This is a genomic window from Natrialba aegyptia DSM 13077, from assembly GCF_000337535.1.
Lineage (GTDB): Archaea > Halobacteriota > Halobacteria > Halobacteriales > Natrialbaceae > Natrialba > Natrialba aegyptia.
Map to the genome: position 1 here is coordinate 18,482 of NZ_AOIP01000009.1, position 20,018 is coordinate 38,499.

At 61.0% G+C, this 20,018-nt stretch carries 15 protein-coding genes; 9 read left to right on the forward strand and 6 right to left on the reverse strand.

Features of this window, described 5'->3' with window-relative positions:
* Nucleotides 1-24 precede the first annotated feature (24 nt).
* Nucleotides 25-462, reverse strand: coding sequence for a hypothetical protein (locus tag C480_RS01580; protein ID WP_006663868.1), 438 nt, complete (start codon nucleotides 460-462; stop codon nucleotides 25-27).
* 33 nt (nucleotides 463-495) lie between these two features.
* Entirely contained in the window at nucleotides 496-1,245 is a 750-nt protein-coding gene (locus tag C480_RS01585) for a hypothetical protein (RefSeq protein WP_006663869.1), read from the reverse strand.
* A gap of 268 nt (nucleotides 1,246-1,513) precedes the next feature.
* Between C480_RS01585 and C480_RS24135 the strand changes: the two genes are divergently transcribed.
* The 5 genes from C480_RS24135 (at nucleotide 1,514) to C480_RS01610 (ending at nucleotide 8,128) form a co-directional block, all read left to right on the forward strand.
* Entirely contained in the window at nucleotides 1,514-2,080 is a 567-nt protein-coding gene (locus C480_RS24135; protein ID WP_006663870.1) for a DsbA family protein, read from the forward strand.
* Between the two features lie 123 nt (nucleotides 2,081-2,203).
* Nucleotides 2,204-3,139, forward strand: a complete 936-nt coding sequence (locus C480_RS24140) for a formate/nitrite transporter family protein (protein WP_006663871.1) — start codon at nucleotides 2,204-2,206, stop codon at nucleotides 3,137-3,139.
* Between the two features lie 234 nt (nucleotides 3,140-3,373).
* A complete protein-coding gene (locus tag C480_RS01600) occupies nucleotides 3,374-5,122 on the forward strand; it encodes an alkaline phosphatase family protein (RefSeq protein ID WP_049903047.1) in 1,749 nt (582 codons plus the stop codon).
* 180 nt (nucleotides 5,123-5,302) lie between these two features.
* Nucleotides 5,303-5,977 carry a helix-turn-helix domain-containing protein gene (locus tag C480_RS01605; RefSeq protein WP_006663873.1) on the forward strand — a complete coding sequence of 225 codons (675 nt, stop codon included), beginning with the start codon at nucleotides 5,303-5,305 and terminating at the stop codon, nucleotides 5,975-5,977.
* A 501-nt stretch (nucleotides 5,978-6,478) separates the two neighbouring features.
* Entirely contained in the window at nucleotides 6,479-8,128 is a 1,650-nt protein-coding gene (locus C480_RS01610; protein ID WP_006663874.1) for a right-handed parallel beta-helix repeat-containing protein, read from the forward strand.
* A 221-nt stretch (nucleotides 8,129-8,349) separates the two neighbouring features.
* Here the strand turns inward: C480_RS01610 and C480_RS01615 are convergent, their stop codons facing one another.
* On the reverse strand, nucleotides 8,350-9,411 hold the full coding sequence (locus C480_RS01615; protein WP_006663875.1) for a polysaccharide deacetylase family protein: 1,062 nt from the start codon (nucleotides 9,409-9,411) through the stop codon (nucleotides 8,350-8,352).
* A gap of 211 nt (nucleotides 9,412-9,622) precedes the next feature.
* On the opposite strand from C480_RS01615, the gene C480_RS01620 reads away from it, so the two are divergent.
* The gene (locus C480_RS01620) at nucleotides 9,623-11,263 is read left to right on the forward strand and encodes a flippase (RefSeq protein ID WP_006663876.1); all 1,641 of its coding nucleotides are present in this window, start codon (nucleotides 9,623-9,625) and stop codon (nucleotides 11,261-11,263) included.
* 512 nt (nucleotides 11,264-11,775) lie between these two features.
* Here C480_RS01620 and C480_RS01625 read toward each other — a convergent pair.
* Nucleotides 11,776-12,852, reverse strand: coding sequence for a glycosyltransferase family 2 protein (locus C480_RS01625; RefSeq protein WP_006663877.1), 1,077 nt, complete (start codon nucleotides 12,850-12,852; stop codon nucleotides 11,776-11,778).
* A gap of 25 nt (nucleotides 12,853-12,877) precedes the next feature.
* Entirely contained in the window at nucleotides 12,878-14,167 is a 1,290-nt protein-coding gene (locus tag C480_RS01630; protein ID WP_006663878.1) for a polysaccharide deacetylase family protein, read from the reverse strand.
* A gap of 162 nt (nucleotides 14,168-14,329) precedes the next feature.
* On the opposite strand from C480_RS01630, the gene C480_RS01635 reads away from it, so the two are divergent.
* The 3 genes from C480_RS01635 to C480_RS01645 all read left to right on the forward strand — a co-directional run bounded on the left by C480_RS01635 (nucleotide 14,330) and on the right by C480_RS01645 (nucleotide 18,305).
* Nucleotides 14,330-15,418 (forward strand): glycosyltransferase family 2 protein, encoded by a 1,089-nt coding sequence (locus C480_RS01635; protein WP_006663879.1) that lies wholly within the window; start codon nucleotides 14,330-14,332, stop codon nucleotides 15,416-15,418.
* Between the two features lie 90 nt (nucleotides 15,419-15,508).
* Nucleotides 15,509-16,684: a sugar-transfer associated ATP-grasp domain-containing protein gene (locus C480_RS01640; RefSeq protein WP_006663880.1), complete on the forward strand. Its 1,176-nt coding sequence runs from the start codon at nucleotides 15,509-15,511 to the stop codon at nucleotides 16,682-16,684.
* A gap of 319 nt (nucleotides 16,685-17,003) precedes the next feature.
* On the forward strand, nucleotides 17,004-18,305 hold the full coding sequence (locus tag C480_RS01645; RefSeq protein WP_006663881.1) for a PKD domain-containing protein: 1,302 nt from the start codon (nucleotides 17,004-17,006) through the stop codon (nucleotides 18,303-18,305).
* A gap of 305 nt (nucleotides 18,306-18,610) precedes the next feature.
* On the opposite strand, the gene C480_RS01650 is transcribed toward C480_RS01645, so the two are convergent.
* On the reverse strand, nucleotides 18,611-19,945 hold the full coding sequence (locus C480_RS01650; RefSeq protein ID WP_006663882.1) for a polysaccharide deacetylase family protein: 1,335 nt from the start codon (nucleotides 19,943-19,945) through the stop codon (nucleotides 18,611-18,613).
* Nucleotides 19,946-20,018 lie beyond the last annotated feature (73 nt).

Genomic DNA, 20,018 nt, shown 5'->3' on the forward strand with positions numbered 1-20,018 from the left:
TACACGCTGCTAGCGCAGTGAAGCCTACACCGGCGGCCGTCGCCGCCCGGCGCGCCTGTTGTGCCCGCCCGAGTTCTTGATGACGTCGACGACGAGGACGAGTAGGATGGCGATGAAGAGGAGAACCATCCCAACCGTGAACGCGCCGTTGAGGAACAGCGAGGTGCCGAACCAGCCGACCGCGTACACGGCGAGTCCGGCCTTGTCGGCCCACGCGTAGGCGGCGATGACGGGCGCAACGTACGCGATCAAGAAGTAGGCGACGCCCCACGCGCTGAAGACGAGGTCGAGATCGAACACGACGGTCTCGGGGTTGAGTTGCTGCTGGATGTCGGCGAGGGTGCTGAACAGGAGGGCGACGTACCAGTTGATGAAGGCGAGTGCGATGCCCTCGACGAACCCGAAGATGACGCCTGCCGCCGAAGTCGGATCCGGATTTTGGCCCCGTTGGACGTGTACCATAGATTCAGTTCTTCGCGACCGGTAGTAGTGCGGTTACGTATCCCAGTCGTCAGTGATCTTCGTCTGCTCCAGCTTGATCTGAACGTCGTCGACGAACTCGTCAACCTTGCGCTGGAGTGCCTGCAGCGACTTGGAGACCACCCGCCACTTATCCTTGCTCCCGGACTGTAGCTTCTCGATATGTTCGTCGAGTCCCTCCCGCTGGTACTCCGAGAGGATGGTTTCCGTGTGAGCGCGGAGTTCCTTCTTCATGTCCGCATCGAGGTCAACCCAGAGCGGGTGGGCGTCCTCGAGTAGATCGTCGGCGTCGAACTCGTCCTTTTCCAACGCGACGTGAACGGTCGACTGGAGGATAGAGATGGTGAATTGCCGGTAGTCGTCCTCTCCCGTTCCTACGTCGAAGGGGAAGTAGTCGGTCGGGAGCCGGCGCGTTCCGGTGTAGATGGGGTACTTGTCTTCGAGTTCGTCAAGATTGAACTCGTAGTCGTCGAGTGTGTCGATGATGTACTGGTTTGCGTCCTCGTCGAAGTGGATGACGGCGAAGCCGTTGTCGGGGAGGAAGGGGTTCACGCTCAGGTCTGCAAATGACGAGTAGGCGAACTCGGCGTCGTAGTCCGCCGTGGCCTCAGCCGACGAGACGATACCGCGAGTAAGGAGGACACCCGGTGACTCGTGGATGGCCTCGTATCTCTCGTTCTGGTGTTCCGAGAGGGTCTTCGACTTGCAGTCGATGACGATGGAGTGGTTGTGGCCACGGCTGGTGAGGATCAAGTCGGGGTTCATCTTCTCCCCGTCGTGGACGAACTTGGGATCGTGGATGTCGACGGTGTAGCCCAGCTCGCGGAGATCGTTGGGGAACGTGCGGTCAATCTGGCAGAGCGCAATCCATGCGTTGATCTGCTGGGTGTGCTTGGAGACGTTCTCTATCAGTCTTGCACCTCCAGTCGATTCGCCGGCCGTTCTAGCGCGAGTTCACCGGCGGCCGACCTGGCAGCGAGTGGGCCGGGGAAGGCTAAGTCCGTCAACGGTGTCGTCTCATCCAGAAGACCAAATGAGTCGATCGACAGTCTCGACGCTTACGACGTCGGTCACGGAGCGCGATCATAGTCGCGGGCCGGACGATGCGCCGTTGACGCTCGTACAGTACGCCGACTTCGAATGTCCGTCCTGCGGGAACCTCTACGACGCCCTCGAGCGGCTACAGAACCAACTCGGCGATCAGTTTCGAGTCGTCTTTCGCCACTTTCCGCTCACATCGGTCCATCCGCATGCGCTGCGCGCTGCGGAAGCGGCCGAGGCGGCCGCCGCCCAGGGAAAGTTTTGGGAGATGCACGACGTTCTCTACGAGAATCAGGGGGCGCTCGAAACGGACGATCTGGTCCGCTACGCCGCCGAAATCGGGCTTGATACGGATCAGTTCGTCCGCGAGTTAGAGAACGGCACTCACCAGGAACGCATCGAGGAAGACGTTTCGAGCGGTGCCCAGAGTGGCGTCGACGGGACGCCGACGGTCTTCATTAACGGCCGTCGGTACGATGGTCCTGCTGATACTGCCGGACAAAACTATTCACACGTCGGTCGCATTCGAACGGTCGTCGCCACAAGCGACGATCCGTGAGACGCGATCGAGTGTTCACTGACTTTTGTCCGGCAGTATGAACTCGACGCGCTGTACGAGGCGATCGTACGGACGGGAGACATCACCGCTATCCAGGCGTCGATCCGGCATCGCGGGAGGGCGTTGCGCGATACGATCGACCGTTCACAAAGTGGGGCCCCGGCCGCGGGTGCGGCCATTCGCGATTACTTCTCGGCGGACGAGATCTTCCAGCGGATCGTCGCCACCGCCGACGAGGAGTTCAGTCGGAGCAATCGGCTGTTATTCATGAGCGGGTTGGCTGCCGGGTTCGCGGTGACGCTGACGTTTCTTGCGCGATCAGCGGTTACTGCGGCGGTTCCGACCGATTCGGGGGAGTTGATCGGGAATCTGTTCTATCCGGTCGGCTTCGTGCTCATCGTCATGGGGCGGTATCAACTCTTCACCGAGAACACGCTCACGCCGGTCACGCTCGTGTTGACGCGCATCGCGAGCGTCCGAAACCTACTTCGACTGTGGGCGGTTGTTATCGTTGCGAACGTTCTCGGGGCGGCTCTCGGCGCGTTCGTCCTTGCGACCACGGGTGTGTTCACGCCCGAAGCCGCCGCGGTCGCACGGGGCTTCGGCGAACACGCGTTTGCGACCGGCTGGTGGGATCTCTTTTTCAAGGCGGTGTTCGCGGGGAATATCGTTGCAGCGATGGTCTGGCTGGTGCACGCGAGTCAGGATACGACGGCGCGGTTTCTGATCATCGTTTTTCTCATGTTCTTGATCCCGGCGACCGATCTGTTCCACTGTATTACCGGCATGTGTGAGGTGCTTTACTTCGCCTTCCGCGGGCAAGAAACGCTCTGGGCTGCCGTTGTGGAATTCTTCGTCCCGGTTACGCTCGGCAACATCGTCGGCGGGGTCCTACTGGTTGCACTGCTCAACTACAGCCAGACGGCCGAGCGGCAATACCCGGATCGAGATGCGAGTCAGCTCAAACTCTCCTGGGCGGAATGGTTATACAGTCGACAGACGGGCCACCCTCGGTCGCCATCGTTCAGTGGCGAGAACGACGACGAATTGACCGAGTAAGATAGAGCGGGAACCGATACTGCAGTTGGCGAACGGAGCGTTCGCTAATCGGGGCTCATTACAAAATCGCGGTTTTGAAGGGTTTAACGAACAGATAATGAAGGGCACCGTCTCCGTTGGATTGAGCTAAGACGCGTGCTCGTATCGACCGGCGAGTGGCTGTGGTCCGTCGCAGATTGGACGCAGTACCGGTCGAGCTAGCACAGCAGTACTACATACCAGAGGCATGATACGATGAGTCGGACGTCTAACCGCGACGAGATGGTATCGAACGAGAACAGTACGGACGGCGAGTCGAGTTCACTCGAGACCTTGGTGATCGGCATCGATGCGGGTTGTTTGCCGGTGTTCGAGCGGTTGTTCGAAGACGATCGGATTCCGACGATCGAACGGTTGTGTTCCGACGGCGTCACTGCGCCACTCGAGTCGCAGATCCCGCCGTGGACGCCGAGCGCCTGGCCGTCGGTGTATACCGGCGTCAATCCGGGAAAACACGGGGCGATCGGATTCGTCGGCTACGACGGATACGACTGGCACGTAACGAGTAACGACGACGTCGCCGCACAGCCGTTGTGGACGTTGCTGGACCAACAAGATCGGTCGAGCGTCGTCGTCAACGCGCCGGTGACGCATCCGCCGGACGAGTTCGATGGTGCGATCATCCCCGGATTCCTCGGTCCCGAAGATCCGCAGTGTCATCCGGCGGGACTGCTAGCGGAGGTTCGGGAGGCGATCGGCGAGTATCGGGTCTATCCGAACTACACGCGTGATGACGAGTCGGTTCCGGAGTCGGTGAAGATGGCGGAGTACCAGCGGCTGGCTCGGATGCGCGGAGCGGCCTTTCGCTATCTGGTCGACGAGTACGACCCGGATTTCGGGTTCTTGCAGTTCCAGAAGACGGATACGGTTTTCCACGAGTTCGCGGGAGACGAAGAGAAGGTCGAGACGATATACGAGGCGACGGACGAGGAGATTGCGCGCGTTCTCGAGGCCTGTGATCCGGACCGGGTCTTCCTCGTGAGCGATCACGGCATGGGGCCGTACGAGGGCTACGAGTTCAGGCTGAACGAGTTCTTGCGCGACGAGGGATTCCTGGAGACGACGACGAGCGGGAAGGGGATGCCGTCGTGGACGCCGATGCGGCGGCGGCTCCGCGAGGGTGAGGAGTACGATACCTGGGAGCCGGGGACGGTCGCTCGGGCAGCGTCGGTCGCCGCGCAGTTTGGGATTACTGCCAGTCGGATTCGGACGGCACTCGAGCGCGTCGGACTCGCCGATCTGGCCATCAAGTACGCGCCGAGCGGCGTGTCGCGGACGGCGAACGAGCAGGTCGATTTCAGTTCGTCGAAGGCTTACGTTCGCGCTCGCACCGAACTCGGCGTTCGGATCAACCTCGCGGGGCGTGAGCCGATGGGTGTCGTGCCGCCGTCGGAGTACGAGACCGTTCGCGAGGAGTTGATCGAACTGCTTCGCGGTGTCGAGACGCCGGACGGTGAACCGTTCTTCGAGACGGTCGAGCCGCGCGAGGAGTACTTCCACGGCGAGCACGTCGAGGAGACGGTCGATATCGTCACGATTCCGACGGACTTCGAGCACACGATTTCGGAACAGTTCCGCGAGAACGCAACGACCTACTTCGGCCCGGTCGAGCCGTGGAATCACAAGCTCGATGGGGTGTTCGTCGCTCTGGGAGAGGGAATCGACGAGACGGCCTCCCTCGAGCGAGCACATCTGTTCGACGTTGCGCCCACGGTCATGGCTGCGATGGGGATTCCCTACAGTGATCGAATGGACGGCGAGGTCGTTTCGGTCGTCGAACCAACCGACGCGATCGAGTATCCGGAGCACGAGGGTCGGGCGAGCGGTGGTGTGACACGGGAGACGGTACGAGGCCAAGACCAGGATCAGGACCAAGACCAGACCGGACCCAATGCCGACGACGACGTGACGGAACGACTTGCCGATCTCGGCTACCTCAATTGACTCACCGGGACAGCCGTCCCAGCGTGACCCTCGTGCCGTAGTTGTACGCACGGCCGGATGAGGGATTCCCGTTCACTCAGTTCTCCCGTACGACCGTTTCACCGGTTACAGTCAGTACAACGGCGCTTAGTGACACGATAAGTATGGGTTAGTCAGACTGAGTGTCAGGCAAACGGTTACATGGGGTTTATTGCAGAGATCAATGTCGCTCACGACGAACTCGTATTGGTACCGACTATCGAGCGACATCCGAACGTCATGATCAGATACGAGTATGAGGTTGAAACCGACGGTGCGGTAACGTACTTCGTCTCGCTGTTCACCGACGAGTACGAGCGGCTCGAAGCCTCGATGGAGGCCGATCCGACCGTCTCTAACCCAATCCGTGTTGCGACGTTCGACAACCGAGTGATCTACCGCGTCCAACTCGAGACCGAGCGTGAACTCGTGCCGGAGCGCTGTGCCAAGCGCGGGCTGTTCGTCTTTACGATCACGAGCGGTTCGGGCGGCTGGAACGCCCGCGTTCACTTTCCGGACCGGGAGGCGTTGATGGAGTTTCGAGAGTACTGTCGTGAGCAGGACATCGCTTTTCGGGTGGACCAGTTATACGAGTCGTCGGCTTCGGACGATGAAACGTACTTTCTGACCGAGCAGCAACACGAGATTCTGTCGCTTGCGTACTATGCGGGCTACTACGACATTCCGCGAGAGGCGACACAGGACGATCTGGCGGAGCAGCTTGATATTACTGATTCGGCGGTATCACAGCGGTTGCGGCGGGCTGTCGCGGAGTTAATCGGTGCGACGCTTGATGACGATCGGACGCCGGACGAGTCCAGTCCGAGTAACGATTGAGGAGTGGTATACTGGGTAGTTGTCGGCTCCGGTGTCGATCAGGCGCGTATTTGAGTACACGTGTGATCGACTGGTCCGGACGAACGGAAGGGAGTATGGCTGTAATCGGTGACCGTAGTGACCACTCGGGGCGACTCGTATCCGGGTAGTGTTTGTTCAGGATTTGGCGACTATCCGTTCGTTCGATAGGTCAGCTTGCGTTTAACCGGGAGTTCGTCGGTGTTGATTCCCGATAAGATCTGCTGTTTCGTAAAGTCAATGACGGATTATTTGGGTATTATACGCGTCATAGGCCCAGGTATCAATCACGCTTGTTACGGGCTATCAAAGGCGATACTCGTAGAATTGCAACACGTACAATCGTTGCAATTCTCACGCCAGTGATGGCTGTGTGTTCAGAATATTGAGATATCAAACTTAAAGACTTGCTATCCTAATCCATAGATACTCGGTCCAAAGATTACTCAAGTAACTTGGCTATCAATGTCGAAACGAAGTGGTATGCGGAACGCGATTCAGGGAAGTGGGGATGGATGGAACGATTCGGCGACAGCGTCTGACGACACTGCTGCGACAGCGACGGGGGAATCGGGCTCGAGTGGTGGGTCCGGCCGATCGCGACGGACGTTCTTGCAAGGTGTCTCGGTTGCCGGCGCAACAGTACTTGGCCTCGGAGCGGCAACGACGAACGGCGCAGCCGTACACGAGTACGGCGAAGAGTTCGATACCGTCGTGAACGTCGTCGACGCGGGGATGGACAACACCGGGCGACGCTCGATCACGCCTGTACTCGAAGATCTCCGTGCGGACAACACGTTGCTGATCTTCCCCGAGGGCGAATACTACATCGACGAACAGTTCCGGTTTACCGGATTCGAGAAGTTCGGTATGGTCGGGGATGGAGCGACGCTCGTGCCGGCGAACTATCACGAGTTCGATGGCCCGCAGTTTCGGTTATTCCGTCTCGGCGTCTCCTATAGACCGGGTGGCCACCTGCTGTTCGCAGGGTTCGATGTCGACCAGACGGCACCGGATACGGGGATTCGGGTCATCGAGGCGACAGCCGAAGACCACCTCGAAGTACGGGACGTGACGATCCACGGCGAACACGACAGCGGGACGTGGGGTCCTGGTATGTTCGCCATGGCCGACCCGGACGGCTACGGCATCATCGAACGATTCCGTGCGCCCGACGGCGGCGTCCACGCGGATCAGACGCCCAACGCGGGGAATATCTGGCGCGGCCCGATCGGAATCGAAGCGAACACGAACGTCGGCCACCTCGAGTTCAGCGATTGTGAACTCGGCGGTTTCCCGGATAACGGGCTGTACGCGATCAACGATGAGGGGACGATCGTCGTCGACGGCGGCGAGTTCAGAAACAGCAACGGCGCGAACGTTCGCGTCGGCGGTGAGGGAAGCGTCGTCAGGAACGCGACCGTCGAAATCGATCGGACGCGGTCGTACGACCGTGGACAGCGGGGCGTTCGACTCGAGAACGGGAAGAACCTCCAGATCGACGATGTCGATATCTCGATCACGTCGCCCCAGCCGACCAACCACGCGCTTTCGGTGATGAACACGTGCGAGTCATCGAAGATCAAAGACGCGACCATCGAGATCAGCGGCGATCGGGTGAACCACGGGATCGTCGTCTCGCCGGAAGCGGGCTACACCTACATCTACGACGGCGAGATCGATTACAACGCCGCGGGTGGCTATCCGCTGTGGATTCGAGACAGCGACCGGGACGAACGGGTACTCGTCGAACTGCTCGATATCCACGGCGAGGCCGGCGTTACCTCGGCCGGTTTCCGCGACGGAATCCGGTGTAGCCGGGATAACTGTCGGTTCAGTCATGTCTCCGTCGACCAACCGGGTCGCCACGGTGCCGACCGGAACGCCGTCTTCCTCAACGGAAACGATGCGACCTTCTACAAGTGCACCTTCCGTGCGAACCAGTATCCGTACATCGACAACGGCGACGGGAACCTGCTCCGGAACTCGACGGTCGAATCCTACGAGGGCCAGGAGGGGATCCGGCTCTATCCGGGCATCGATAACCCCCAGTTCAAAGTGAACGAAATCGTCAACGGAATCGACGACCTCGGTGCGAACGACGTCGTTTCCTGGAACAATACCATCGCGTAACGAAAGTGCAACGCGAACGGGTGTGACTCGTAACCGTGCACCCTCGTTTTCGGTTTCAGTCTCGTTTGAGCCGAGTTCGAGTCACACTCCGCCGGGCCGCTGGAACTCACCTCCGACGCACCCGCGATCTATCAACTGGGGTTGTGCCGGGAAATCGGTACAGCAGTCCGGCTCAAACCACACTGGCGACTGTCCACAACCGAGAAGACAACGAGTGACTGCTACTCGCTTGTCGCTCGGATCGCGTCACGGAACGTCACGACCTCGAGATCGAGTTCGTCGACCCATTCGAGGGTCTCGCGGATGCGATCTTCCGTGACTTCTTCCTTGAACGAGTGCGCGCCCAGGATCGCGATATTCTCCTGTCTCGCCGCTCGGTCGAGTTCAGTCTCGATCGTCTCTTGATCGGTGAACTCGATGAAGTAGGTCCGGTGGGTATCGAACGGGTCGAACGCGTCGCGGTCGTTGTGCATCGAACCCGGGTTCACGTTCGCGATTCCGTCGTAGTACTGCTTTGCGTGCTCGATCGCCCATTCGTCGACGACGTCGTAGGGTGCGAGCAGCGTGTCGATCGTCAGGCCGTGGTCCTCGAGCGTGTTCTTCGACGTTTCGAGGAAGTCGTTCATGACGTCGTCGGGGTATCGCTCGACGGCTTCTCCTGCACTGAAGGACTCGCCCAGGGCCTCGCCGAGTTCGAGATAGCCGCCGGTGTCGTCCGTGTTCGAGTTGACGATCGTTCGGCGAACGCTCGTGTCGCCGTCCGTGATCTCGATATCGTTCCCGTGGTTGAAGCCGTGGCTGCGCTCTTCGGGATAGATGCGGGTGTCGTCCGCCGCGGCGTCCTCGACGAGTTCGAACTCGCCGAGTGCAGTATGGGAGGTCGTGTGGGACATGATCTCCCAGCCGGCAGATTCGAGTTCGTCGAGCTGCTCGATGGTCATCCAGTCGGAGCCGTCGAAGTCTTGACGGCCCATCCACTCGGTGACGACGGCGGTGCTCGCGGGCGCGTCGAACTCTTGATGGACCGGGAACGCGGTCTCGTAGTCTGACATCGGTCCGTCGTCGTAGACGAACACGACGGCTCCGCCGTCGATCGTCGGTACGTCTTCTCCATCGGTCTCGTCGCCGTTTCCGTCGGTTTCGTTTCCGTTTCCGGATTCGTTTCCGTTCTCGCCGCCCGGTTGAATCGCGCTACAGCCAGCACCCAGTCCAAGACAGCTGACACCAGCCGTGGCGATGAGGTGGCGTCGCGTCAGTCGGCGACCTGTCGAATCTCTCTCCATCGGTTAGTGTCACGGTTGTGAGTACAGTCCTATACTTATCGGTCCGGTAATCGCGCCGTCGACGGGCAATCACGTTGCACGCCTCGTTTAATCGCGGTATAATAAGGCCGCCACAGCAGCATCGTTTCACCACTGTGGCTTTCGCTCGCGAGTTGTTGGGGGTTCGATTGCAAAACGCAATCACTGGACGGCGATCGCTGGAGGACAAGCAATGAATAGAAGCCTCGCTAGTGGCATCTTTTCGGTCGTCAGTACAAAAGTCATCGTTCTCGTCGTCACGGCACTTTCGACGCCGCTTTTGTATCGGTTTCTCGGTGCGTCGGGATTCGGTGACTACTCGTTCCTGATGTCGGTGTTCGCGATCTACATGATCTTCGTCAGCTCCGGCATCACCGACGGCGTCAGGAAGTTCCTCGCCGAGGATCGACCGAAAGCAAACTGGAGTAAACACGTCGTCGGCTACTACTTTCGTCTCGCACTCGTCCTTTCGGTCAGTGGTGCAGTGCTCATGCTTCTTGCCGCCTATTTCGACCTCGTCGGAAGCGCCTTCGGCGGCGGGTTGTCGCAGTACTTCTACGCGCTCGCACTGCTCGTCATCACCGCCCAGTTTCGCGATTACGCACGCAAGACGCTCATGGGATTCGGCCTCGAACGGTACTCCGAGCCGCTGAAAGTCCTCGACAAGATCGGCTTCGTCATCGTCGCCATCCCGCTTGCCTACTTCGGTGCTGGTGTTTTCGGTGCACTCGTCGGCCACCTCGTCGCGAGCACCCTCGTCGCGGCCGTCGGCCTCGCCCTCGTTCACCGTCGCGTTTCGCTTTCGTCGGTGTTCGACCGACCCGGCGATACCTTCCCCCGGAAGACGATGCTCACCTTTAACTCGATGAGCATCGCACTCGTCTTCCTCCTGATGTCGCTCTATCACATCGACATCATCATGCTCCAGCAGTTCCGCGCGAGTGCCGACGTCGGGAACTATCGCGCCGCCCTCGCTATCGCCGAGTTCCTCTGGTTCGTCGGCATCGCCCTCCAGACCGTGTACGTCCACTCGACGTCGGAACTCTGGTCACAGAACCGCCACCGACAGATTACTGAACTCGCCTCTCGGACGACCCGCTACACGTTTCTCCTGACGGCGATCATGGCCGTCGGCCTCGCGTCACTCGCCGACGTCGCCATCCCCCTCTACTTCGGTTCCGAAGCGAAGCCGGCGATCGAGCCCCTCCTCCTCCTGCTCCCCGGCGCGCTCGGATTCGCGCTTGCAAGGCCGATCCTCGCCATCTCGCAGGGGAACGGCAAACTCCGGTATCCGGTCGCAGCGACCGGGGCTGCAGCCGGCATCAACCTCGTTCTCAACGCGCTGTTGATCCCCCGCTTCGGGATGCACGGCGCGGCAGTCGCGACGAGCATCGGGTACGGTTCGATGTTCGCGTTTCACTGCCTGAGCGCCCGCGTTATCGGATTCGATCCCCTCGCTGACGCCCGACTCGGACGTGGTGTGGTTGCAGCGCTGCTCGCCGGTGCACCCATCCTCTCGCTCTCGATGGCGATTACGAACCCGCTGCTCGCGCTCGTGGTCGTCCCGCCGGTCGGCTTCCTGATCTTCGTCGGCTTCGCGCTCCTCGTCGGCGCGCTGGACCCGACGGAGCCGTTCGAAATCCTCGGGATGCTCCCCGATCCGGTCGGTTCGAAAGCGGATGCGATGAACAACCGAATCGATCGGCGAGTCAGTAGTACTGATAGCCCCTCACGCGGCTGGTTCCAGCGCATCCTCTTTATCGTCGGCCTCTCGCTGCTCGCATCCGGGCTCGCACTCGGACTGCTCGGCCCGGCACTCAATTCCCTACTATGAACTGGTACCCCGAGTTCAGTTTCTCACTTCGGGGACAGCCAGACTGTCACTGAACTCGTTTCCGAGGAGTGCGGTGAACAAGCGAGTACACGAGCGCGCGTCAGGTGCTTCGCGCGCACCCGCATGGGTTACAATCACAATTTAATCTTCACTACTCGATCGGCACCGCTCACCCGCCACGAGACGTGGCACGCGAGAACGGTCGCAGGCGAGTTCACGAAATCGCTTCGCCGGTGACGGGAGGAACGAAGAACGAGGAGCGAGGGGAGTCGGCTCTCGCTTGGGATTCACCGGATCGGGTTGGGTTCTCAGCCCGTACAACGCGGCGGCTAATTGTGGAGTCCGTGTCCGACGGAGCGACGAGTGTGGCAGTGACACCAGAGCGGAGAGCGGAGTGCGGAGTGCGGAGTGAGCAGTAAGGAAGACGCCGCTGAGATCGATCCGCGCGTGAGCGAACTCGTGCGGGAGATGCGTTCGGGATCGATCCGTGACCGGAGGCAAGTGAGCGAGCGCTAGTACACTTGCGTCTCGAGGTGCTCGCTCTGGGCCATATCGAACACCATCGCGAAGAGCAAGAGCGCGACGCCGAAGATGAAGACCAGGAAACTCGCCATGCCCTGGAGGAACGGAAGCGTCAACTGCGAGAGAGCGATGAACAGCGTCCAGAGTCCACCGCCCACCCCGACTGCGGTGGTTCCCGCCCCGAGTAGGTAAAAGAGTGCGAGCGGGTGGAAATCGAGGGCGAGGTATTTCGTCTTGAGCCGCCAGAAGAAGTTCGTGAGGAGCATCGTCGAGACTTTCGGAATGTACTCCGAGTAGGTGATGCTCGACTCCTCGTCGCCGTAGACGGCGGGCATCGACACGTCTGCTACGGCCACATTGTTGACGTTTAGCTTCACCAGCAGGTCGTTGCAGTAGCCGTAGTACTCGTAGAGTGCTTCGAGTTCAATCGCTTCTAGAGCGTCTCGGGAGATGGCCGTGTACCCGTTCTGGGGGTCCATCGTCTTCCAGTAGCCGGAGGCGACCTTGGTGAGGAAGGTAAGCATGGTATTGCCGATGAACCGAAAGCGGGGCATGGCGTCCCGATATTCGGCGACGAGGAGTCGATTCCCCTTGGTGTAGTCGGCGGTGCCATCGACGATCGGATCGAGCAACCGCGACATCTGGGAGAGGTCCATCTGGCCGTCCGCGTCGACGGTGACGGTCGCGTCGACGCCGTCCGCACGAGCGGCGAGGTAGCCGGTTTTGATCGCGCCGCCCGCACCGCGGTTTTCACGGTGCTGGATCGGGATGACGCGCCCGATCGGATCGTGGACGACGGCTCGGTTCGACAGGGCAGAGGTGCCGCCGTCGGGTGCGAGTTCAGCTCGGTGGGTCGCGGCTGCACGGTTCGAGTCGGTCTCGGCCGTGCGTTCGTTTCGATCCGCCCGAGCTGCGTCGTGGATTTCCTCCCAGGTGCCATCGGTCGACTGGTCGTCGATGAGGTACAATCGGTCGACGTACGCCGGCATCTCGCGGATCACGTCGCCGACGAATCCTTCCTCGTTGTAGGCGGGGATCACGACGCCGACGCTGGAGTCTCGGTACATCTAGGTAGTGCCTCCTGTGACTGTGTTAGGCATCGGAGAGTTCGGATGCGGTGACGACATCGACATCCGCGGCATCGATGTACTCGAGGAGGTCCGCGAACGCGGTTTCGGCCATGCCGTCGGGACCGATTTCTTCGAAGTGCAAGACTGCGAGTTGCCCGTACGCTTCGGCGTGATCGACGTACGTTCTCGTCGTCGCACCCGCCTCCCCGGAGAAGAACCCGAGGTTGTAGGGGTCCGAAATCGGCAGTGCGTTCGGAGATCCACCATATCGGAGCGCTCGGTCGTGATACTCCTGGACGAGTTCACGCGTCGTCGAGCCGAGGACGTTTCGTGGGGTGATGAAGGTCCCCGCACCGTCTTCGAAGCCGCGGGTCTCGAGCCAGCCGGCCGTCTGCTCGATTATTCGTTCCTGCTCGTCGGCGGAGAAGTCGGTGATGTTCTGAGAGCCCGTTCGCGGACGGGCGGCGAGATCCCAGCCGGCCTCGGCTAGCTCGTCGAGTTCACTGAGCGAGAGTCGGCCGTTGCTGTCGTTGCCGACGGCTTCGGGGATTACGGCTTCGACGCCGGCGAAGTCGTACGTCGAGAGGTGCTCGAGTGCGATTTCGTGATGGCTCTGAAGCGTTCCGTTGAACAGGAGCATGACCTTGCCCGTGTCGGGGCGGGGGGCGGTGCGAAGGTCGTCGATCGAGCACTCGATCGGGCCGGAGTCGCTACCGCGTCGGCGGGCCGAGAGGCGGATCTCGCGAACGGACGAGAGGTCGGGGTTGCCGTCGACGTCCGTCGTACCGAAGTCGACGCGGGTCCAGCTGTCGTTTGGCCCGACGAGGGTGCGCCGGAGCCGGTGAACGATGTTCGAGTTCGGCGCGAAGAGTTCGAGCGTCAGCGTGAGTTGGTCCTGTTCGGCGAATTTGACCGCCAGTGAGAGGTTCGAGTCGCTCAGGTCCGTTCCGCCGGAGATGGTCCGATAGATGCCGGCGTATTCGGTCCCCTCGGGCACGGTGAGGCGAGCGGACTGGGAGCCGCTGTATGGGTCTTCCTCATTGGCTTCGAAATCGCCCTCGTCGAGCAACGTGACCCAGTCGTCGAGGGTATCGAAGGAGTTGATGGTTTCGCCCGGCAAGTCGGCGGGGTCGGCGTAGTGGAACGTCGTCCCGTCGCCGGAGTCGTCCGCGTCGCCGTTTGAGTCGGTGTCGGAATCGTCGTCACCGTTCCCGCCACCCCACTCTTCGATGCTCGAGAGGCAGCCGGCGACGCCGAGTGTGCCGACCGCCGCGGTCGCCGCCACGAACGATCGTCGATTACTGTTCGTCATTGACTCCATCGAGAACTGGTTGGGTCTTTCTTATACACCTCTTAGCGCCCACAGCAACCCGGATCGTTGCCGGGGACCCAATCTGTGGGTGGATACAGAATCCACTGGCAGCGGTGCTTATGCGCTCGATAATAATGGCCTGGGGCCGGGTAGCGTTCCGAAATGGTACACGAACAGTCAGAGCCGCGCGTCAGCGTCGTGATTCCGACGTACAACAGAGCCAGGACCCTGCCGACGGCGATCGATAGCGCGCTCGAGCAGACGGTCGAGGAAATCGAAGTCATCGTCGTCGACGACGGATCGACGGACGACACGCCAGCGGTGCTCGCGAGCTACGACGACCCGCGAGTACAGCCGGTCGTCCACGCGGACAATCAGGGGGCAAACGTCGCCCGAAATACCGGTATCGACCACGCCCGCGGCGAGTACATCGCATTCCTCGATTCCGACGACGAGTGGCGTCCCGAGAAACTCGACCGCCAGCTGGAGACGCTCGAAACGCGCTCGGAAGAATGGGTCGCCGCCTACTGTGACACCGCGCTGGAACTTCCCGAGACGAGCGACAAACTCCGCGGTCTCGCCGCAGCCGTCCTCTCCCGGTCGGACGCAGAGCCGACCCGGGAGGGCGGCGAGGAACTGATCGGCGAAATCCTGGCGGACAACGTCCAGCCGGGGGCTGGCTCGACCCTCCTCGTCGAAACCGAGGTTGCCCGCGATATCGGCGGCTTCGACGAAGAACTCGACCGATTTCAGGATCCGGAGTTCTGTCTGCGTATCCTCAAGGAAGGAAAACTCGCCTACGTCGACGACGAACTCGTCGTTCGCGAGGAAACGGGCCATCCGCCAGCAGCCGTCATCAAAGCTGCCGATCAGCAGTATCTCTCGCGGTACGAAGACGAGGTCGATCGCTTCGAGGATGACGGATACGACATTCGTGCGCGTCACAACCTCCTCCTCGCAAAGCGATACCTCGCCGAGGGACGGTTCCTGCGCGGCGCGTGGCATCTCCGATCCGCAACTCCCTCCCGACGCCGCTATCCGGGGCTGTGCTGGGCTGCTGGAACCGGCGTTCGACGGCGTCCGAAGACAGTCGTCGCGACCGCGTTCCTCTTTGCGCTGCTCACTGTCGGCCTCGTCACCGCCGCCTCTCGAATCCCGCTGTGTAGTGCGACCGCAAACAGCCCCGATGTCGACGAGTTCTCGACGGACGCCGGTTCGACGCTCGCCGACTCGGAGTCGGCAGACGAGTAACCAACGTTCCACCTGGACCAACTGAACTCGCGGCCGTGAAACGATCTTTTCCGCTCGGTAACTAATACCGTCGCGCTCCCAGCGGCAGCCATGAACGTCCGAACGCTGTATCATACGGCTCGAGGGCTGCAGGGACTCGCGGGGACCGAGTACGAGAGCGACGTTTCCCCACCGCTTCGGCGTCGGCTGTGGCTCTGGCGGCGCGGCTTCCTGAGTCGCTCCGATGCGATCTACGATCTGGACGAGGAGTCAGCGCAGGACTACGTCAACGACTATCAGCGGTTCGTTCGAACGAAGCGCATTAACGGCACCTGGTCGGTCGCGCTGTCGAACAAACTCCTGTTTCATCGGGTGATGCAGCCCTTCGACGAGCAGCGGATGACCGTCTACGGGATGGTCACTGATGGCTCGTTCCACTCTGTCGATGCGATGGCCGAGCAGTCGGAACTGACCGACGGTGGACGCGTCGTCGCCGAGTCCGCGGGTGATGGAGGCGTGACGGGGAAGAGTGACGCGGGCGACGAGTTCAGTCGAGCAGGAGACCGGACGCATAACGCCGCTCAACGGGTCGTCGAACGCCTCGAAACCGAGGGCGAACTGGTGCTCAAGTGGGTCCACGGCGGCGGCGGGAACAACGTCTTGCTGTGTTCCCGGTCCTCGGACGGCTACCGGGTGAACGGCGAGCACCACACGGAGACCGAGTTTCGCTCGCTCGTCGCGAACCTGGACGAGTACCTCGTTTGTGAGTACGTCGAGCAGGGGGATTTCCCGGCCGAGCTGTATCCGGAGACGCCGAACACGCTCCGATTCATCACGATGTACGACGAGGCCGATCACGAGCCGTTTATCGCGGCGGTGATCCATCGAATCGGCACCAGTGACTCGGAGCCGCTCGACAACTTCACGCAGGGCGGGCTCTCCGCGGCCATCGATCCCGAGACGGGTGAACTCGGGGCCGGTGCGCGGCCGCCGGCACACGGCGGTAGGCGCGTGTCGTGGCACGAAACCCATCCGGACACCGGGACGCAGATCGAGGGCAGGCAGGTTCCCGGCTGGCAGCAGATCCGCGATTCGGTGCTCGAAATGGCGTCGACGGCCTCGTTCCTCCCGTACATCGGCTGGGACGTGATCGTCACCGACGACGACGGATCGTTCTCGGTTATCGAAGCCAACAGCTATCCGGGGCTCAAGTCGATCCAGGTCCACGGCCCACTGCTGGCCGACGACCGGGTACGGCGGTTCTACGAACGCCACGACGTATGCTAACAAGATTTACTCTGTGGCCATAGATATATCACCGAAACACAACCTACACACGGGAGCAGTATTCGCATACTCACCCGCTTATACCGATCAGATCGGACAGTTGTGGGCCTGGAACAGTTCGACTGATACCGGAACTCTACTCGTCCCAACCATTTCGCGAGCGGAACATAGTCGCACAATAGTCTTAGATGCGCTATAGTGATCACCCCCTCCTTCAAAAGGAGGCAGTGGTATGCAGCGGGATTCGATATCACGACGAACAGTATTGTCCCTTTCTGGACTGGCAGTCACTGGCGCAGGTATTGCAACCGGTACACAAGTGCAGACACAGACCCAAGATCAATCCGATCCGGGATCGACCGACGAGGCTGACCTCTCTCGTTCTTCGTTTACGATTCTGGAGGGAACGGACGACGAAACGACCGTCAACGTCACGGAGGCTCCAACCGACGGTCCAACGGTTTTCGTCATCGGCGGCATCCACGGCAACGAGACCGCCGGCTACATCGCCGCCGAAGAGATTACCGAGTGGACGATCGACGCCGGGACGCTGGTCACGCTCCCACGAGCGAACCCCGTCGCCATCGAACGCACGACTCGCGTCGACGACGAGGGCGTCGACCTCAACCGACAGTTCCCCGAGGGAAGCGACCCCGGAACTGAACTCGCCACCGCGATCTGGGATGTCTTCTCCGAGTTCGATCCCGACATCGTGATCGACCTGCACGAATCGCGCGGGATCTACGCGGGCGACCCCGTCGACGGCGTCGGACAGGCGATCTTCCACTCTCGCCGGGACGATGTCGCCCAACTGGCAGCGGACACCGCCAACGCGGTCAACGACACCTACATTGACGATTCGAACCGCGCGTTCCAGACCGGGTACCACTCCGCTCCCGGCAACGATCCGAGCGGGCTCCTCGTCCACAAGGCGTCTCGCGAGCTGAACGCCGATACCTTCCTCGTCGAAACCGTCTCGACCCAGAACGAACTCGAAACCCGAGTCACTTGGCACTCGGCGATCGTCGAACACCTGGCCACCGACGCGCTGTTCCCGGCGGATGAACCCGACAACGGCCACGAGCCAGACGAACCACTCGACGAAGAGGAAGAACCGGACGACCCGCCGGCGAACGAGAACGATCCGGACGAGACCGAACCCGACGATGGTGACGATAGTAGCGGTGAGAACGGCGGTGACGGCGAGAACGACGACAACAGTAGTGACGGCGACGGCGACAACGGCGACAACGGCGAAAACGGTAAAAACAGCGAAAACGGTGCGGGTTCCGGCGACAACGACGGCAGTGACGACAGCGACAGCGACATCCCAGCGGATCACACCGCCCCGACCGCAACAATTCGCACCGAGCCAGCGAACGCTGCCGACCGAACCTTCGCTCCCGACGAAACCATCACCCTCGATGCCACCTGTTCCTCTGCTCCCGACGGTGAACTCGTCAGCTACGAGTGGAGCATCCAGAACGACGGCACCTACGACGAATCCGGTCAAACGGTCGACGTCACGGTCAGTGCCACCGGCGAACACCGCGTCCTCTTGCGCGTCACCGACAACGCCGGCGCACACGATACGACCGAACTGACGCTCACCGTCAACTAATACTGTTAGACAGTACTGCTTGAAGACCGGTCGCTCGAACTCGGCTGTCTCCAACGGCGACAGCCGGACCGTCGCGACCGACTTCTCACTGACTTCTGTCCGACAGTATACCCACCGACGCGACTGGGAGACCAACTGCTTCAACCGACCGCGTGAGTATGGCTATCGGCTTCTCTCACTCTCACTGAGCACCGAGCGACGACGACAGCAGTCGTACTGATCGACGTGCTGCCCGATAGCACTCGAGAAACAGCCCGTCTCTCGGTCCGAGTTGCGTTCAGTACTGCCCGCGACCCGTGCCCCGCTCAGAACGGGTCCGTTCGTAGCTTCCACAGGTCATCGAAAGTAATAACCTCGACATCCGCAGTATCGACGTACTCGAGGAACGTCTTGTAATCGCCCTCGGGCATCGTATTGTTCGCGTCGAACTCGTGGAAGTTCAGGATCGTACACTGGTTGTGCGCCTCGGCGAGGTCGACACACCGTTTCGCCGTGCTGAGGTCGTGTCCGATCGTCCGCGGCAACGCCATCGGATCGAATCCGTAGACGGTCGTCGTGTTGACGTTCCCCGACTGATTGAACCCGCCGCAGTAGTGGTAGTCCGTGAGGTACTCGAGACTCGTCTTGTCGTAACTGTTGTTCGGATAGACGATATAATCTGCACCCTCGAACTCGTTCTCGATAAACCAGTTTTTGTCGCTCCGGATACGGTTCTCGAGTTCAGCTTCGTCGTCGTACTCGTGCAGTGACGTGTGCGTTCCGTGGACGACGATTTGATCGCCCGCTGCCTGTCGATCCTCGAGTTCCGAAACGGACATGATGCCGTTGCGCCCTTCTACCACCCACCGCGGGACGACCGCCTGGACCGCCGTGAAGCCGAACTCGTCGTGCAGCGGCGCGGCAGTGTCGTAGAAATCGCGCGTGCCGTCGTCCCAGGTCAGCACGACGTAGCCCGTCTCTGGTTTCTGGTGGGTCCGAAGGTCGTCGATCCAAATCTCGGCCTCGTCCATGGAGTGGAGAACCCGGATTTCGAGTCGGTCGGCATCGTCCAGCGTCGGCGCGATATCGCTCTCTTCGAAGACGCCGGGACTCGCGCGGAACCAGCCGACATCGGGAGTGCGATACGTGATCTCGCGAAGCGAGTAGACCCGGTCGCTCCCGTAGGAGTCGACGACGCGCAGGTTAACTGTGATGTTCTGGGGCGTCGTGGTCCGAACAGCAAAGGAGTAGTCGTTGCCGGTCAGATCCGTTTCCGAGATATCGCGTTGTGCGACGATAGTCTGGCCGTTCTCGCTCGTCAGACGGAGGCTTTGAGAGCCGTCGAAAGAAACGTCTTGGTCGGCCTTACCCGATCCGCGCGTGATCTCCCAGGCGTCGATATCCTCGAAGTCGTCGAGGGAGTCGCCCGGTTGGCCGTACTCAGTACGGCTATTATACTCGGTTTCGAGGGGCGGAACGCCGTCGGCGAGTGCGGCGACATCCGACGCCCCGTTCTCGGCGGATTCGTTTCCCGACGATCCGTCGTCGACCGGTCCGCCGCGCAGTGACTTGAGCCGGTCGGTACAACCCGCCAATCCGGCGACCGCAGCAACGCCCGATCCGGCGAGGAATCGGCGTCGCGTCGCGCGTCCATCTGTCATGGTGCTCAACCGTATCGATAGTGACGGCATTATTATGGCTCTGATAGGCACCTGCGCGGTGTTCGTGCGGCTC

What these genes read in the sequence shown, in the direction of transcription:
- C480_RS01580 (WP_006663868.1), bottom strand. Translation starts at nt 462, where the DNA reads ATGGTACACGTCCAACGGGGCCAAAATCCGGATCCGACTTCGGCGGCA.
- C480_RS01585 (WP_006663869.1), bottom strand. Translation starts at nt 1,245, where the DNA reads ATGAACCCCGACTTGATCCTCACCAGCCGTGGCCACAACCACTCCATC.
- C480_RS24135 (WP_006663870.1), top strand. Translation starts at nt 1,514, where the DNA reads ATGAGTCGATCGACAGTCTCGACGCTTACGACGTCGGTCACGGAGCGC.
- C480_RS01600 (WP_049903047.1), top strand. Translation starts at nt 3,374, where the DNA reads ATGAGTCGGACGTCTAACCGCGACGAGATGGTATCGAACGAGAACAGT.
- C480_RS01605 (WP_006663873.1), top strand. Translation starts at nt 5,303, where the DNA reads ATGGGGTTTATTGCAGAGATCAATGTCGCTCACGACGAACTCGTATTG.
- C480_RS01610 (WP_006663874.1), top strand. Translation starts at nt 6,479, where the DNA reads ATGCGGAACGCGATTCAGGGAAGTGGGGATGGATGGAACGATTCGGCG.
- C480_RS01615 (WP_006663875.1), bottom strand. Translation starts at nt 9,411, where the DNA reads ATGGAGAGAGATTCGACAGGTCGCCGACTGACGCGACGCCACCTCATC.
- C480_RS01620 (WP_006663876.1), top strand. Translation starts at nt 9,623, where the DNA reads ATGAATAGAAGCCTCGCTAGTGGCATCTTTTCGGTCGTCAGTACAAAA.
- C480_RS01625 (WP_006663877.1), bottom strand. Translation starts at nt 12,852, where the DNA reads ATGTACCGAGACTCCAGCGTCGGCGTCGTGATCCCCGCCTACAACGAG.
- C480_RS01630 (WP_006663878.1), bottom strand. Translation starts at nt 14,167, where the DNA reads ATGACGAACAGTAATCGACGATCGTTCGTGGCGGCGACCGCGGCGGTC.
- C480_RS01635 (WP_006663879.1), top strand. Translation starts at nt 14,330, where the DNA reads ATGGTACACGAACAGTCAGAGCCGCGCGTCAGCGTCGTGATTCCGACG.
- C480_RS01640 (WP_006663880.1), top strand. Translation starts at nt 15,509, where the DNA reads ATGAACGTCCGAACGCTGTATCATACGGCTCGAGGGCTGCAGGGACTC.
- C480_RS01650 (WP_006663882.1), bottom strand. Translation starts at nt 19,945, where the DNA reads ATGACAGATGGACGCGCGACGCGACGCCGATTCCTCGCCGGATCGGGC.